Consider the following 15,271-nt stretch of genomic DNA (forward strand, 5'->3'; position numbering starts at 1 on the left):
ACTCTCGCGCACTCGCGCCGGAGTGCTGGGTCTGCTCGGTCACACCCGCCCGTGCTCGATACCCCCCGGGGTTATCGTCGAGCCATGGCCAGGTGTCGTCGCCGCAGTGCTCGTCTCCGGCTCGGAGTCACGGTCGCAGCCGTCGGTGCGCTGCTCGCCGCCTGCTCCAGCGGCACGGTGACGACGACCCCGATGGGCGGCTCGGGCGGGGTCATGGGAGGCCTGCGGGCCGCGTCGACACCGGGTGTCGGCATGGCGGCGCCCCTGTCCTGCCACGCCCCGACCGACCTCCCCGGGAAGCGGGTGACCGTGCGTCTGGTCGACATGGGGATGTCGCGGATGATGGGAGGCGTCGCTCCGATGGGCGCTCCGATGCTCCTCACCGTCGATCCCGCGACCCTGCCCACCGGTCAGGTCGGCCTCGTCGTCGAGAACGCCGGCTGGCGCACCCACGAGGTCGTCATCCTCCCGCTGGCGCCTGGAGTGGCCGCCGGGCAACGGGTGCCCGGGTCGGACGGCACGGTGGACGAGACGGGGAGCCTGGGCGAGGCGTCCGGCACGTGCGCCGCGGGCGCGGGTGACGGCATCGCCTCGGGCGCCGTCGGCTGGGTCACCCTGACCCTGGCGCCGGGCCACTACGAGCTCGTGTGCAACCTGCAGAACCACTACGCGAACGGGATGCGCCAGGAGCTCGTGGTGACCGGCTGAGGCCGCGCTCAGGCAGCAGCGCCGACGAGCCGGTTCCAGCGAACGCGCTTGGCCCGCCAGGAGAAGATCGCCAGCTTGGCCAGCTCCTCGAGGATGCGTGCGACGAAGATGCCGACGTAACCGAGTGGGGTGTGCAGCCCGAGGAGCACGGCGAGCGGCAACCCGATCGCGAAGGCGCCGACCACGTCGCCCATGATGACGCCGCGGACGTCGTTGGCGCTGGGCAGGACGCCGGCGCCGACGATCATGTTGCGCACCTTGACCACCTGGAAGGCGGCGTTGATGAGGATGCCGACGCCCGCCATGGTCCGCACGTCGCGACCGGCCTCGCCGAACAGCACGTCGAGGAGCAGGACCGAGGCGGCGAAGAGCACCCCGAAGACGGCGGCCGTCCCGATCCCGGCACGCATGAGCCGCCGCACCCAGGCCATCGCGTCGTCGACGTCGCCGCGACCGACCGAGCGGCCGACGAGAGTCGTCGTCGCGCTCATCAGACCGATGCTGCCGACGATGAAGACGCCCTCGAGGGTCGTGACGATCTGGGCCGCCGCGAGGGCCTCGTCGCCGAGCTTCTGGAAGACGACGTTGTACAGGAACGTCCCGACGGTCCAGAACAGCTCGGTGACGCCGAGGGGGACGGCCAGCACGAAGAGCGGCACGACGACGGCCCGCCACTGCCGCACGCTGTCGGGCAGGCTCCAGCCGACGACGCCCCGCCGGCCGAAGGCCATCCACAGCAGGATGAGCGCCTTGGCGACCGCGGTGACGAGGGTGGCCCAGCCGGCGCCGGCGACGCCGAGCGACGGCAGCGGCCCGAGTCCGACGACGAGGGAGTAGGCGATCGCCGAGTTCGCGACGACGGTCACCATCGTCGCGATCATCGGGCTGGTGGGCTGACCGGCCGAGCGCAGCACGCCCGACAGGATCGCGCTGAGCATGACGGGCAGCGTCGCCAGCACGGTGAGGCGCAGGTAGTCGGTCCCTGCCGCCGCGACCGAGGGGGAGGCCCCGACCAGCGACATGAGGTGGTCGGCGAAGAGCCACGGCACGACCGAGACGACGATCCCGAGGCCCACGGCGACGAGCAGCGCTGCCGTGACGGTGTGGTCGAGGTCGCCGCGCCGACCGGCGCCGTGGGCGCGGGCCACGAGGATGCTCACCGAGGTGCCGAGACACCCCAGGGTCACCGCGAGGATGAAGGTGAGGCTGTTGGAGAAGCCCACCGCGGCGATCGCGGTGGCACCCAGGCTGCCGACGACGATCTGGTTGACGAAGTTCAGCACGAGCATCAGGACGAACTCCATGCTCACCGGCACGGCGATGCGCGCGATCTCGCGGGCCGGCGTCGACGGCGCCGACCGACGGTCGCGGGAGATGGGCATGGCAAGGGGAGGCATGCGAGTGCCTTTCGACAACGAGGTGGGGGAGCCCGACAAGGTTAAGGGTTCAAGCACCCGCGGTCGAAACGATTTGATCCGGGGTGTCGCGAAGGGGACGGCACCCCTGACACGTCAGTCGTTCATCGCCTTGATGATCGTCACGGCGAGACTGATCCGGTCGTGCGCCCACGCCTCGTCGGCCGGCCCGTCGGACAGCCTCCCGGCGGCCTCGAGCGCGTTGTCGGCCTCGCGGACGATCGTCCACGCCCGGGCCCGCCCCTCGTCGAGGCCGGCGCGTTCGCAGATGATCTCGAGCCGCCGTCGCAGCGACCACCTCACCTCCGAACCGGTGCCGAGCTCGTCGGCGCGGTTCCACAGGGCCGGAGCCACCTCGAAGGCCGGGTCGCCCACCATCGGCTTGGGGTCGATGGCGAGCCAGGGGGAGCGGTAGGCGGCGAGCACGTTCGTGTAGTGCAGGTCGGTGTGCAGCAGGCGGTCCTCGGTCGACGCCCGCTCGGCGAGCTCGCCGGCGAGGGACGCCGCCTGGTCGAGGTAGCGCCGCGGCAGGACCGCCGGAGCCGCCCGCAGCTCCTCCGCCTGCCGGAGGGCGTATGCCGCGAGGCTGGGAACGCGGGGATGGGCCGGTCGCTCGAGCCGCGCCAGCAGGTCGCCGATGACGGTGCACGCGTCGTCGATGTCGACCCGGCTCAGGTCGCGGGTGTGCAGCCGCTCGAGCAGCAGGGCGAACCGCGAGGGGTCGGCCCGCACGAGGCGCACCGCCCCGTGACCGTTCCACGTCTGCAGCGCGAGGTGCTCAGTGGCGGCCTCCGGGTGCGGCCAGGTGATCTTGAGGATGCCCTCACCGCTCACCCCGACGAGGTCGCGGCCGGTGCCGAGCAGGCGGACCGGGATGGCGACGGCACACACGCCGCTCGAGCTGCGGCCGATGGGCTCGAGCTCCCACTCCGCGAGCAGGTCCCGGATGAGGCCCGGCAGGGCGTCGATCCAGTCGTCGCCCGACTCGTAGCCGTCGGGCTCGTAGCTGCTGACGGCGTGCGCGAAGTGCGCGGGGATGAGGTCGTACATCGGGTCGTAGCTCATCGTTTCGCTCCAGGGAAGGCGGTCAGGGGCACGTGCCAGTCCACGGCGAGTGCCTGGAGGTGCGCGCTCCAGCGCGCGACGTCCTCGAGGGTGGCTGCATCGGGACCGGAGCCCGCGAGCTCGGTCCCGGCCTCCACCGCCGACGAGAGGGTCTGGGCCGCGAGCCGTCGGGCGGCGTCCGGGGTGGTCACCGGGTAGGGCAGGGCCCACCCGGCAGGCGTCGTCGAGCTCGAACCCGAGACCGCGACCTCGAGCCGCACGAGCGCGGCGAGCGTCCGCTCGGCGGCCCGGCGCTGCTCACCCGCGCTCTGGGCGGCGACCACCTCGAAGGCATAGACGAGCGGCTGGGTGCGCGCGACGATCGCGGGCCTGGCGCTGCTGGGCGAGGCCGTCGCGACGTCGCGACCCAGCAGCACCGCCGCTGCCAGCTGCTGGGACCAGGCGGCGGCCAGCAGCTCGCGGGTGCTCGCAACGGCGGTGGTCAGGGTGGCCCAGTCAGCGGGTCCGAGCGAGTCGAGCACGGCGGCCAGTGCCAGGGGGGTCCGCACGGGGGCGTCCGGCGACGAGGTGCTCCCCGAGCCCGTCGGTGCGGGCGTCCCCGTAGACGCGTGTGTCGACGGGGACGGCCCCGCAGCGACCGCGGCATCGATGACGCTGGTCGGTACGCCGGCGTTCGTCAGCCGACCGCGGAGCACGCGCAGCTGGTCCTGGCTCACCGTGCGCAGTCGCTGGACCAGGGCCGTCTCCTTCCCGCCAGCGAGGACCGAGGTCTCGGCCTCGACGACGCGGTCCAGGGCGCCCACGGCCCGGAGGAGCAGCGCCTCGTCGGGCGCAGGTCGTCGTGTCGGCACCGGCGGCGGAGGTGGCGGGACGTCGATGCGCAAGCCGTGGTCGACGAGCACGGCGACGGCGGCGGCGCCCAGCCCGAGCGCGAAGAGACGGCGCGGCGGACGACCCATACGGTCCGTCACCCGTGCCCCGAGCCCACGGGTGTCGCCGTCCATGCCGAGATCTTCGCACGCAGGCGGCGGTCGGCGACCACCCGCCGGCGCCGATAGAGTGGTGGGCACGCGGTTGCTCGTCCCCCCTCGGGGCGTCGGCTCCGGACATTCGAGAAGAGCAGGAGGCGTCGACTGATGAGCACGGCCCAGGAGATCAGAGCGACCCTCGAGCCGGTGCTCACGCCCCTCGGGCTCGTCGTCGAGGACGTCTCCGTCTCTCCCGCAGGCAAGCGGCGCCTCGTGCGAGTGCTCGTCGACTCCGACATCAGCAGCCTCGACGTCGCCGACACGTCGAGCACCGTCCCCCCGTTGTCGCTCGACGCGGTCGCGGACGCGACCCGCGCGGTGAGCGACGAGCTCGATGCCAGTGACGTCATGGGCGCGGCGCCCTACGTCCTCGAGGTCTCCTCGCCGGGGGTGGGTCGACCGCTCGCCTCCCGCGACCAGCTCCGCCGCCAGGTGGGTCGCCTCGTCGAGGTCGTCCACCAGGGTGGCACCGACACGGGACGGCTCACCGAGGTGGGCTCGGACGCCATCACCCTCGAGATCCCGGCCACGAAGAAGACCGCCGCACGAACCGTGACCCTCGACCTCGATACCGTGCAGCGCGGCACCGTGCAGGTCGAGTTCACCCGGCCCGGAGCCGCAGACGCCCCCGAGGCCGCCGGCGACGACACCCCTGAAGACACCTCCGAAGAGATCTTCGAAGACCTCCCTGACGACAGCCTTGCCGACCTCGACGACCCGGACGAGACGTCCGCCCTGGAAAAGGACCACTGATGGACATCGACCTCGCAGCCCTGCGCGCCCTCGAACGAGAACGCGACATCAGCCTCGACGTGCTCATCCCGGCCATCGAGCAGGCGCTGCTCGTGGCCTACCACCGCACCGACGGCAGCCAGCGCATCGCCCGCGTCGAGCTCGACCGCAAGACCGGTCACGTCATCGTGTGGGCGCGCGAGGAGGGTGACCTGCTCCCGGTGACCGAGGAGGGGGAGCGCCCCCAGCGCGGCGAGCCCGGTCCCGAGTTCGACGACACCCCAGTGGGCTTCGGCCGCATCGCCGCCTCGACGGCCCGCCAGGTCATCGTCCAGCGGCTGCGCGACCTCGAGGACGAGGCGATCCTCGGAGACTTCAAGGGTCGCGAGGGCGACGTCATCTCGGGCATCATCCAGCAGAGCCAGGACCCCCGGAACGTCCTCGTCGACTTCGGCACGGTCGAGGGCATCCTGCCCCTCGCCGAGCAGGTGCCGGGCGAGCGCTACGTCCACGGCGAGCGGCTGCGGTGCTTCGTCGTCAGCGTCAAGCGGGGGCCGAAGGGCCCGCAGGTCGGCCTCAGCCGCACCCACCCCAACCTGGTGCGCACCCTGTTCAAGTTCGAGGTGCCCGAGATCGCCGACGGCACGGTCGAGATCGCGGCCCTCGCCCGAGAGGCCGGCCACCGCACCAAGATCGCGGTCCACAGCAAGGTCGCCGGGGTCAACGCCAAGGGCGCGTGCATCGGCCCGATGGGCGCTCGCGTGCGTGCGGTCATGACCGAGCTGCGCGGAGAGAAGATCGACATCGTCGACTACGCCGACGACCCGGCGACGTTCGTCGCGGCCGCGCTGTCCCCGGCCCGGGTGCAGTCGGTCGAGATCGTCGACGCGGCGGCCCGGACGGCCCGCGTCGTCGTGCCCGACTACCAGCTCAGCCTCGCGATCGGCAAGGAGGGGCAGAACGCCCGCCTCGCCGCCAAGCTGACCGGGTGGCGGATCGACATCCGTCCCGACACCGACGCGGGTGCAGGCCCCGCCTCCCGCCGCGGCGTCGAGGCCGCCACCGAGGACCGCTGAGCGCAGTGGTGGCGGCACCCCGTGGAGCGGGGAGCCGCCCGGACGCGGTAGACTTGTCTGTGGCCGACCGGACTGGACTCCGTGCTGAGCCGTCCCGCACCTGTGTGGGATGTCGAGGAACGGATAGCTGGTCGGCACTGCTGCGAGTGGTCGCGGCGACGGACGGAGACGGCAGGGGCACCCCCCCGGTCACGCTCTGCCCCGACCTTCGACACCGGATGCCGGGACGCGGTGCATGGTTGCACCCGACCCCCGGCTGCTTCGAGCTGGCAGTGCGCCGCAAGGCGTTCGGACGTGCCCTGCGCCTGCAGGTGGCGGTCGACGTGAGCGCGGTGGCACGACACCTCGGGCTCCAGCACGAGTAGCACGCACCGGTGCAGCCTCCAGACGGGGTTGCACCAGATCAGTCAGAGATCAGTCAACGAACCACAAGGCGGGTTGAAACGCTATGAGCACCCGATGAGTACTCAGCGATGAGCAAGCCCCAGCAATAACCCACGGTTCGGCCACTTCCTGTTCAGGCCGGACCAGGAACAGGAGAGATGTGGCTAAGGTCCGGGTCTACGAGCTCGCCAAGGAGCTCGGAGTCGAGAGCAAGACACTGCTCGCGCACTTGAAGAGCCAGGGAGAGTTCGTCCGGTCGGCATCGTCGACCATCGAGCCCCCCGTCGTCCGCAAGATCATCGAGACCTTCCCTCGGGAAGGCTCCTCCGGCGGCGACAAGAAGCCGGCGGCCCCCAAGGCCGCCCCCACCGGCGCGGTTCCCAGCGCGCCCCAGAAGGCTGCTCCGGCGCCGTCGGCCCCCGCGCCGGCCGCTCCCGCAGCCGCTGCGCCGTCGGCCCCTGCGCCGGCTGCTCCTGCAGCACCTGCCGCTCGCGAGGCCGCTCCGGCGCCCGCCAAGGCAGCTCCTGCACCCGCCGCCCCGGCCCCGAAGGCCCCGGCACCGGCCGCACCGGCTCCCGCCGCGCCTTCCGCGCCTGCGGCGTCGGCTCCTGCCCGGGTGCAGTCCAGTCGTGACGAAGGCAAGCAGACCTCCGGCGTCCCGGCCTCCCCGCGACCGGCTCCCCGCCCGGGTCAGCCGCGTCCGGGCAACAACCCCTTCGCGCCGAGCCAGGGCATGGGCCAGTCCCGTCCGCCGCGTCCCGGTGGCGACGCCGGCCCGCGTCCGGGCAACAACCCGTTCAGCCCCAGCCAGGGCATGCCCCGTCCGCAGCAGCGTCCGGGCGGCCAGGGTGGTCCGGGCGGGCAGCGTCCCGGTGCTCCCGGCGGCGCCCCGCGCCCCGGTGCCGCCGCTGGCGGCCGTCCCGGTGCACCCGGTGGCGCCCCGCGTCCCGGTGGTACGCGTCCCAGCCCCGGCATGATGCCGGAGCGCAGCACCGTCGGCCGACCGGGCCAGCGCCCGGCCGGTGGCCCCGGCCGTGGTGGCCCTGGTGGCGGCGGCGGCCGCGGCGGCTTCGGCGGTGGCCCCGGTGGCGCCCCCGGTGGTCCCGCCCGCGGTGGTTTCGGTGGTCCCCGCGGTGGCGGTGCTGGTCGTGGCTCGACGGCTGGTGCCTTCGGACGCGGCGGCGGTCGCCCCGTGCGAGGCCGCAAGTCCAAGCGCGCGAAGCGCCAGGAGTTCGAGCAGATGCAGGCCCCGAGCCTGGGTGGCGTCACCGTCCCCCGTGGTGACGGCAAGACGACCATCCGTGTGCGTCGCGGCTCCTCGCTGACCGACTTCGCCGACAAGATCAACGCCAACCCCGCGTCGCTCGTCACCGTGCTCTTCCACCTCGGTGAGATGGCCACGGCGACGCAGTCGCTCGACGAGGACACCTTCAAGGTGCTCGGCGCCGAGCTCGGCTACGACATCCAGGTCGTCTCCCCGGAGGAGGAGGAGAAGGAGCTCTTCGACTCCTTCAACATCGACCTCGAGACCGGTATCGAGGGCGAGGAGGACGAGGACCTCGAGGCCCGTCCCCCGGTCGTCACGGTCGTGGGTCACGTCGACCACGGAAAGACCCGCCTCCTCGACGCGATCCGCAACGAGGACGTCGTCGCAGGCGAGGCCGGTGGCATCACCCAGCACATCGGTGCCTACCAGGTCCACCGCGAGCACGAGGGCGTGGAGCGCGCGATCACCTTCATCGACACCCCGGGTCACGAGGCGTTCACCGCCATGCGTGCCCGTGGTGCCAAGGTGACCGACATCGCGATCCTCGTCGTCGCCGCCGACGACGGCGTCATGCCGCAGACCATCGAGGCGCTCAACCACATGCAGGCCGCCGACGTGCCGATCGTCGTCGCCGTCAACAAGATCGACGTCGAGGGTGCCAACCCGGCCAAGGTGCGCCAGCAGCTGACCGAGTACAACCTCGTCGCCGAGGAGTACGGCGGCGAGACGATGTTCGTCGACGTCTCGGCCCGTCAGGGTCAGAACATCGACGGTCTCCTCGAGGCGGTCCTCCTCACGGCGGACGCGGCCCTCGACCTCCGGGCCAACCCGGACAAGGAGGCTCGCGGTGTCGCCATCGAGGCCAACCTCGACCGTGGCCGCGGTGCCACGGCCACGGTTCTCGTCCAGACCGGAACGCTGCATGTCGGTGACTCCATCGTCGCCGGCTCGGCCTACGGTCGCGTTCGCGCCATGCTCGACGAGCACGGCCAGAACGTCGACGAGGCGGGTCCGTCCCGCCCGGTGCAGGTGCTCGGACTCAGCTCGGTGCCGCGCGCCGGCGACACGTTCGTCGTGGCGCCCGACGACCGCACGGCCCGCCAGATCGCCGAGCGGCGTGAGGCAGCCGACCGCCAGGCCGTGCTCGCCAAGTCCCGCAAGCGCATCTCGCTCGAGGACCTCAACGAGGCCCTCGCGGCGGGCAAGGTCGAGACCCTCAACCTCATCCTCAAGGGTGACGTGTCGGGCTCGGTCGAGGCGCTCGAGGACGCGCTGCTCAAGATCGACGTCGGCGACGACGTGGACCTGCGCATCATCGACCGCGGTGTCGGCGCGATCACGATGAACAACATTAACCTCGCGATGGCCTCCAACGCGGTCATCATCGGCTACAACGTCCGGGCCGAGGGCCAGAACGCCGACTACGCCGAGCGCGAGGGCGTCGAGATCCGCTACTACTCGGTGATCTACCAGGCCATCGACGAGGTCGAGGCGGCGCTCAAGGGCATGCTCAAGCCGGAGTTCGAAGAGGTCGAGCTCGGCACGGCCGAGATCCGCGAGATCTTCCGTTCGAGCAAGTTCGGCAACATCGCCGGATCGATCGTGCGCAGCGGCGAGATCAAGCGTGGCTCCAAGGCCCGCATCACCCGCAACGGTGTCGTCGTGTCCGAGAACGTCGAGGTGGCCGGTCTGCGCCGCTTCAAGGACGACGTCACGGAGGTCCGCGACGGCTTCGAGTGCGGTATCAACCTCGGGTCGTACAACGACCTGCAGCTCGGTGACCTCATCGCCACCTACGAGATGCGCGAGAAGCCGCGCGCCTGAGCGCGGTTGGACCGACGGCGCCGGCCCCCACGGGGGTCGGCGCCGTCGCCGTCCGCAGGGGTCCCCACCCGACCTGCGGACGCCGGGCCGGGTATGCCGTGTGCGCCCGCCCCACTACTAGGGTGGTCACCACGTCGGCCCGGCTCGGACCGGACCGACCGCACGACACACGAAAGCAGAGGTAGTCATGGCTGACCCCGCCCGCGCCCGCAAGATCGCCGACCGGATCAAGGTCATCGTCGCCGAGTACCTCGAGTTCCGGCTCAAGGACGAACGCCTCGGGTTCGTCACCATCACCGACGCCCGCGTCACGGGCGACCTGCAGCAGGCGTCGGTCTTCTACACCGTCTTCGGCAGCAACGAGGACCGTCAGGCCACCGCCGACGTGCTCGAGGCCAACAAGGGCCGCATCCGCTCGGCGGTCGGCAAGGGCATCGGGATCCGCCTCACGCCGTCGATCGAGTTCATCGCCGACGCGCTGCCCGAGGGGGCGGCGCACCTCGAGGACCTCGTGGCGCAGACGCGCGCCCGTGACGAGGAGCTGGCCCGGGCCGCGGCGAACGCCAAGCCCGCGGGCGAGGCCGACCCGTACCGCAAGCCCGTCGACCGCTCCGAGGGCAGCGACGACGCCGACAGCGCCCAGGACGACGCCGAGGACAACTCCGAGGACAACGCCGAGGTGGACGCGGACGTCGACGCGCGATGACGGAGCGCTCGAGTGGCCTGCTCGTCATCGACAAGCCGGCCGGCTGGACGAGCCATGACGTCGTGGCTCGGGCGCGCCGCCTGTGTGGGACGCGCCGCGTCGGCCACGCCGGCACGCTCGACCCGATGGCGACGGGGGTGCTGGTGCTCGGCGTCGAGCGGGGCACCAAGCTCTTGACCTTCCTCGTGGGCTGCGACAAGTCGTATGCCGCGACGATCCGCCTGGGCATGGCGACCCTCACCGACGACGCCGAGGGGGAGACGACCGAGGCGCGCGGCGTCGATGACGTGCCGGCGCTGGAGGCCGCCCTGCCGGCCGCCATTGCGGCACTCACCGGTGACATCGAGCAGGTGCCGAGCGCCGTCAGCGCGATCAAGGTCAAGGGCGTGCGCAGCTACACGCGCGTGCGCCAGGGCGACGCGGTGGACCTCCCGGCGCGCCCGGTGACGGTGAGCCGGTTCGACGTCCTCTCGGTGCGTCCGGGCACCGCGACGCCCGAGGTCGGTCCCGCCATCGACGTCGTCGACGTCGTGGTCGAGCTCGACGTGTCGTCGGGCACCTACGTGCGCGCCCTCGCTCGCGACCTCGGCGCCGCCCTCGGCGTCGGGGGGCACCTGACCGCGCTCCGACGCACGCGCGTGGGCCGGTTCGGGATCGGCGACGCCGCGTCGCTCGACGACCTCACGGCCACGTCCGAGGCGGACGGGTCGGACGGCATACCCCTGATCCCGATCGCGGAGGCGGCTCGGGCGCAGCTGCCCGTGCACGAGGTCTCGACGGAGGAGGCCACCGCGCTCGGCTACGGTCAGCGCATCCCGAGCGTCGTGGCGGGCGCAGCTGCCGTCGCTGCCATCGACCCCCACGGACGCCTGGTGGCCGTGCTCGACGAGACGCGGTCGACGGCGCGCGCCAAGGTGGTCTTCGCCGCGTCCGGGGCGGGGGTCTGAGCCACGTGCCCGAGCCCTCGGACGTCCGCTCCTGCGCGCCCACTACAGTGGTCGCCGTGCAGCGCTGGTACGGACTCGACGACATCCCGGCCGACCTCGGGCCCACCGTCGTCACCCTCGGAAACTTCGACGGGGTGCACCGCGGGCACCGCGAGGTCCTGACGCGCGTCGTGCGCGAGGCCGCCCAGCGGGACGCCCTTCCCGTCGCCGTGACCTTCGAACCGCACCCGATCGCGGTCCTCTACCCCGACCGGGCGCCGGCGGCGGTCATGTCGCTCGACCAGCGTCTCGACGCCCTCGACTCGGTGGGCCTCGCGGCGGTCCTCGTCCTCGAGTTCACCCGTGAGTTCGCCCAGCAGACGCCGGAGGAGTTCGTCCACGGCACCTTCGTCGAGGCCTTGGGGGCGTGCGCAGTCGTCGTCGGCAAGGACACCCGTTTCGGCGTGCGCAACTCCGGCGACGTCGACACCCTGCGGGAGCTGGGGGCCACGCACGGCTTCGAGGTCATCGCTCTCGAGGACATCGGCGAGGGGGCCAGCGATGGTGCTCGCTGGAGCTCGACGCAGCTGCGGGCGGAGCTGCTCGCCGGCAACACTGACCACGCCGCCCAGATCCTTGGCCGTCCGCACCGCGTCACCGGCACCGTCGTGCACGGGGACCACCGCGGCCGTGAGCTCGGCTACCCGACGGCGAATCTCTCCCAGGACCACGAAGGTCTCGTGCCCGCCGACGGGGTGTATGCCGGGTGGCTCGTCCGCCTCGACCTCGACGAGGGTGCCCCGGACCGCGCCCTGCCGGCCGCCGTGTCGGTCGGGTCCAACCCGACGTTCGACGGCCACCAGCGCCGGGTCGAGGCCTACGTCCTCGACCGCACCGACCTCGACCTCTACGGTGAGCGCGTCGCGGTGGAGTTCGTCTCGCACCTGCGGCCCACCCTGAAGTTCGAGACGATCGACGCGCTGGTGGAGCAGATGGCGCAGGACGTGGCGCGGTGTCGCGAGATCCTGTCGGCGATCGTCCCGTCCTAGCGCGCCCCCTCCCGCGGCCCGCTCGCGTCGTGGGGCGCCCCGGCGCCGCCCGCGGCGGGCGTCGCGTCCGATCGTCGTGGGTGCAGCTCGACCTCGGCCTGCTCATCGGGGCGCTCGGGCTCTCCGTCGTCGGCGTCGTGCTCGTCTGGTCGGCCACCCGGGCGGCGTCCGGTGGCACGGCGGCGCTCAAGCAGCTCGTGGCGCTCTGCGTCGGCCTGGCCTGTGCAGCGGCCGTGACCCGCCTCGACGTGCGAACGGTGCGCGCGGCGGCCCCGGTCGGGTACGTGCTCGCCGTCCTCGGCCTCGCGGCCGTCGTCTCACCGCTCGGGTCGACCGTCAACGGGTCCCGGTCCTGGATCCGGGTGCCGGGCGGCATGAGCCTGCAGCCGTCGGAGCTGATGAAGGTGGCTCTCGCCGTCGGACTCGCCATGCTCCTCGCGGAGCGTGCCGAGCGTGGGCTGCGCCAGCGGCACCGCGACGTCGTGCTCGCGTGGGTCGCGGCCGGCATACCCATCGTGCTGGTCCTGGCCCAGCCCGACCTCGGCTCGGCGCTGGTGCTCGTGGCCGTGGCGGTCGTCATCATCGCTGCAGCCGGGGCACCGGGGCTGTGGACGGCGGCGGTGCTCGTGGCGGGGGCCGGGGCCGTGGCGGCGGCCTTCCTCACGCCGGTGCTCTCGGGCTACCAGCGCAACCGGCTGCGGGCCTTCCTCGACCCGTCGCTCGATCCGCAGGGCATCGGCTACCAGACCCGTCAGGTGCGCATCGCCATCGGTTCCGGCGGCCTCGGCGGCCAAGGCCTCTTCGAGGGGCGCCAGACCCAGGGCGGGTTCATCCCGTTCCAGGAGACCGACTTCGTCTTCTCCGTCGCGGGGGAGGAGCTCGGCTTCCTCGGCGCCGCCGGGATCGTCGTGCTGATCGCCTTCATCGTCGTGCGCTGCATCGTCGTGGCGCGCCGGGCGGACGCGTTCGGCCGGCTCGTCGCGATCGGCGTCGCCGTGTGGATGGGCGTGCAGGCGTTCGAGAACATCGGGATGAACCTCGGGCTCATGCCCGTCACCGGCCTCCCGCTGCCGTTCGTGTCGAGCGGAGGGTCCTCGCTCATCGCCTCGTGGGTCGCCGTCGGCCTCGTCGGCAACGTCGCGTCGGGGTCGCACCGGGACGGGCGCGCGCGCTCGGGCACGATGTCCACCCCGGCCATCCGGACCCGGGGAAGGCTCCACGGCTAGGCCGGGTCTCCCCGCTCTCGTGGCCAGGTGATGGGCGAAGCCCGCATGACGCCGAGCGCGATCCCGGTGTCATGGCCGGTGCCACGGCCGGTGCCACGGCCGGTGCCACGGCCGGTGCCACGGCCGGTGCCACGGCCCGGTGTCACGGCCCGGGGTCGGCACAGGGGACGGCGCTTCGACGGGCCGCGGGATCCAGGTCTCCCGTCGGGTGGCCTCGGCTGCGCCAGTCACGTCTCCACTGCTGCCAGGTGTGCCAGCTGACGCGGGCGCCGGTGACGGTTGCGGTGAGGCCGTGACGGTGGACGTGGAGGTGGTGGCGCCGGCAGAGCAGTGCGAGGTTCTCGAGGCTGGTGGGGCCGCCGTCGATCCAGTGGGTGACGTGGTGCGCGTCGGTCCAGGCCGCGGGCACGGTGCAGCCGGGGAAGCTGCAGCCCTTGTCGCGCAGGACCAGTGCGGTGCGGATGGCGGGGGTGACGAGCCGGTGGCGGCGTCCGACGTCGAGCGGTTCGCCCTGTGTGCCGAGGACGGCGGCGATCAGCGAGGCGTCGCAGGCGAGCCGGCGCACGGTCGTCGGGGAGAGCACATCGCCCGAGGCCGACACCCCGAACAGCGCCCCGGGACCGCATTCAGGACCCGATTCGGGACGTGACCCTGGGGCTGCCCCGGATCGACGGCCGCACCCGGCGGAGCCGACGCCCGGCGTGCGGTCGGATGCGGTGAGTGTGCGGGCGAGCGTGTCGTAGTCGATGGTCACGACGATCTTGGCCTTGTCGGTGCTCGGCTGCTCGCCGGGGGCGGCCACGCCGCGGCCGATGATCTCGACGAGGGCATCGAGCCGGCGCTGGTGCGCCGGGCGGGGGTCGGGCTCGATCGTGGCGCCGGTGTCCTCGTCGACCAGCGGTCGTGGCGCTGCGAGGGGGTCGATGGCGCCCTGGACGATCGCGGCGTTCTCTGGGTCGAGCACGCCCTTGAGGTTGACCATGCCGGTCCTGTTGGGTCGGGAGAACCAGAGGCCGCGGGCGCCGCGGCGAGCGTCGTCGAGCTCGTCGAGGTCCTTGGGCGGCCGAAGCTGGTCGGCGTGCAGCCGGCAGGCGCGGGCCAGCTCCTCCGGACGCAGCTTCGCCGCCTGCCCGATGAGGTGCTCCAGGGCGTGGTGCAGCTCGCTCGGGTCGGCCACCGGGTCGAGACGCTGACCGAGGTCAATGATCTGGGCGGCGTTGCCCGCCGGGACCGAGCCGGCGAGCACGTCGACAACCAGCGCCTGGTGCAGCGCGCGTCGCGCGGCGGCCGTCGCGTCGTCGAACGGGCTCGGCGCCTGCCCGGCGGCGGCAGCCCGGGCGACCGTCACGACCGACCTGGCCGTGGCCACGGTCAGCGACGGGTCGAGCGAGCGGAGCCAGTCGATGCGGGACAGACCATCGGGCGAGTCGACGCCGCGGGCCTCGAGCTCGGTGACGACCCGCACCAGCAGCAGGTCACGGGCCTGCGACAGCCGGGCGAGGACCCCGACGGTGTCGAGCAGGTCACCCTCGCGGCAGAACGCCAACGGCGCCTGCCACGCCCGGGCGATCTGGCTGGCGACGTCCAGGCTCGACGACAGCCGGGCATCGACGTTCTCCCACACGACCCCGTCCGCGTCCACCGCCGTCGCGAGCGGTGCCGGCTCGGACCACACGTGCTCCGTCTCCCCCTCCCCGACACCGGCACGACCCCCACCATCACCGAGACCATGACCGGCACGGACGGACGCCGCCCACGCCGCATCCGCCACCCCGCCAGCCGCGCGCTGCCGCGCCTCGAGATCACTCAGGCGTGACCTGAGCTCCTCGAGCGTGATGGCGGTGCCGGCTTCCATGAGAGAACGC

At 72.7% G+C, this 15,271-nt stretch carries 13 protein-coding genes; 9 read left to right on the forward strand and 4 right to left on the reverse strand.

The annotated features are described in order from the left end of the window. Positions 1–84 precede the first annotated feature (84 nt). Positions 85–708, forward strand: coding sequence for a sulfocyanin-like copper-binding protein (locus tag AC1DIW_RS04260; RefSeq protein WP_478106577.1), 624 nt, complete (start codon positions 85–87; stop codon positions 706–708). 8 nt (positions 709–716) lie between these two features. Here AC1DIW_RS04260 and AC1DIW_RS04265 read toward each other — a convergent pair whose 3' ends face one another. The 3 genes from AC1DIW_RS04265 to AC1DIW_RS04275 form a co-directional block, all read right to left on the reverse strand. Next, positions 717–2,105 carry an MATE family efflux transporter gene (locus tag AC1DIW_RS04265; protein ID WP_478106578.1) on the reverse strand — a complete coding sequence of 463 codons (1,389 nt, stop codon included), beginning with the start codon at positions 2,103–2,105 and terminating at the stop codon, positions 717–719. 114 nt (positions 2,106–2,219) lie between these two features. After that, complete coding sequence (locus AC1DIW_RS04270; protein ID WP_442278994.1) at positions 2,220–3,188, reverse strand: aminoglycoside phosphotransferase family protein; 969 nt, start codon at positions 3,186–3,188, stop codon at positions 2,220–2,222. Further along, complete coding sequence (locus AC1DIW_RS04275) at positions 3,185–4,192, reverse strand: hypothetical protein (RefSeq protein WP_478106579.1); 1,008 nt, start codon at positions 4,190–4,192, stop codon at positions 3,185–3,187. Before AC1DIW_RS04275 ends, AC1DIW_RS04270 begins: the two co-directional genes overlap by 4 nt. A 132-nt stretch (positions 4,193–4,324) precedes the next feature. On the opposite strand from AC1DIW_RS04275, the gene AC1DIW_RS04280 reads away from it, so the two are divergent. The 8 genes from AC1DIW_RS04280 (at position 4,325) to rodA (ending at position 13,406) form a co-directional block, all read left to right on the forward strand. Continuing rightward, positions 4,325–4,969, forward strand: a complete 645-nt coding sequence (locus AC1DIW_RS04280; protein ID WP_478106580.1) for a ribosome maturation factor RimP — start codon at positions 4,325–4,327, stop codon at positions 4,967–4,969. Beyond that, complete coding sequence (nusA, locus tag AC1DIW_RS04285) at positions 4,969–6,024, forward strand: transcription termination factor NusA (protein WP_442278997.1); 1,056 nt, start codon at positions 4,969–4,971, stop codon at positions 6,022–6,024. The genes AC1DIW_RS04280 and nusA overlap by 1 nt, the downstream gene beginning before the upstream one ends. A gap of 104 nt (positions 6,025–6,128) precedes the next feature. Then, entirely contained in the window at positions 6,129–6,389 is a 261-nt protein-coding gene (locus AC1DIW_RS04290) for a YlxR family protein (protein ID WP_478106581.1), read from the forward strand. A gap of 179 nt (positions 6,390–6,568) precedes the next feature. Continuing rightward, entirely contained in the window at positions 6,569–9,499 is a 2,931-nt protein-coding gene (infB, locus tag AC1DIW_RS04295) for a translation initiation factor IF-2 (RefSeq protein ID WP_478106582.1), read from the forward strand. 187 nt (positions 9,500–9,686) lie between these two features. Beyond that, positions 9,687–10,205: a 30S ribosome-binding factor RbfA gene (rbfA, locus tag AC1DIW_RS04300; RefSeq protein ID WP_478106583.1), complete on the forward strand. Its 519-nt coding sequence runs from the start codon at positions 9,687–9,689 to the stop codon at positions 10,203–10,205. After that, positions 10,202–11,152, forward strand: coding sequence for a tRNA pseudouridine(55) synthase TruB (gene truB, locus AC1DIW_RS04305; protein ID WP_478106584.1), 951 nt, complete (start codon positions 10,202–10,204; stop codon positions 11,150–11,152). The genes rbfA and truB overlap by 4 nt, the downstream gene beginning before the upstream one ends. A 56-nt stretch (positions 11,153–11,208) precedes the next feature. Further along, positions 11,209–12,180 (forward strand): bifunctional riboflavin kinase/FAD synthetase, encoded by a 972-nt coding sequence (locus AC1DIW_RS04310; protein ID WP_442279002.1) that lies wholly within the window; start codon positions 11,209–11,211, stop codon positions 12,178–12,180. Next, entirely contained in the window at positions 12,144–13,406 is a 1,263-nt protein-coding gene (gene rodA, locus AC1DIW_RS04315) for a rod shape-determining protein RodA (protein WP_478106585.1), read from the forward strand. The genes AC1DIW_RS04310 and rodA overlap by 37 nt, the downstream gene beginning before the upstream one ends. 142 nt (positions 13,407–13,548) lie before the next feature. On the opposite strand, the gene AC1DIW_RS04320 is transcribed toward rodA, so the two are convergent. Further along, complete coding sequence (locus AC1DIW_RS04320) at positions 13,549–15,261, reverse strand: HNH endonuclease signature motif containing protein (protein ID WP_478106586.1); 1,713 nt, start codon at positions 15,259–15,261, stop codon at positions 13,549–13,551. Positions 15,262–15,271: the final 10 nt, after the last annotated feature.

The organism is Terrabacter sp. 01T434, assembly GCF_056398545.1.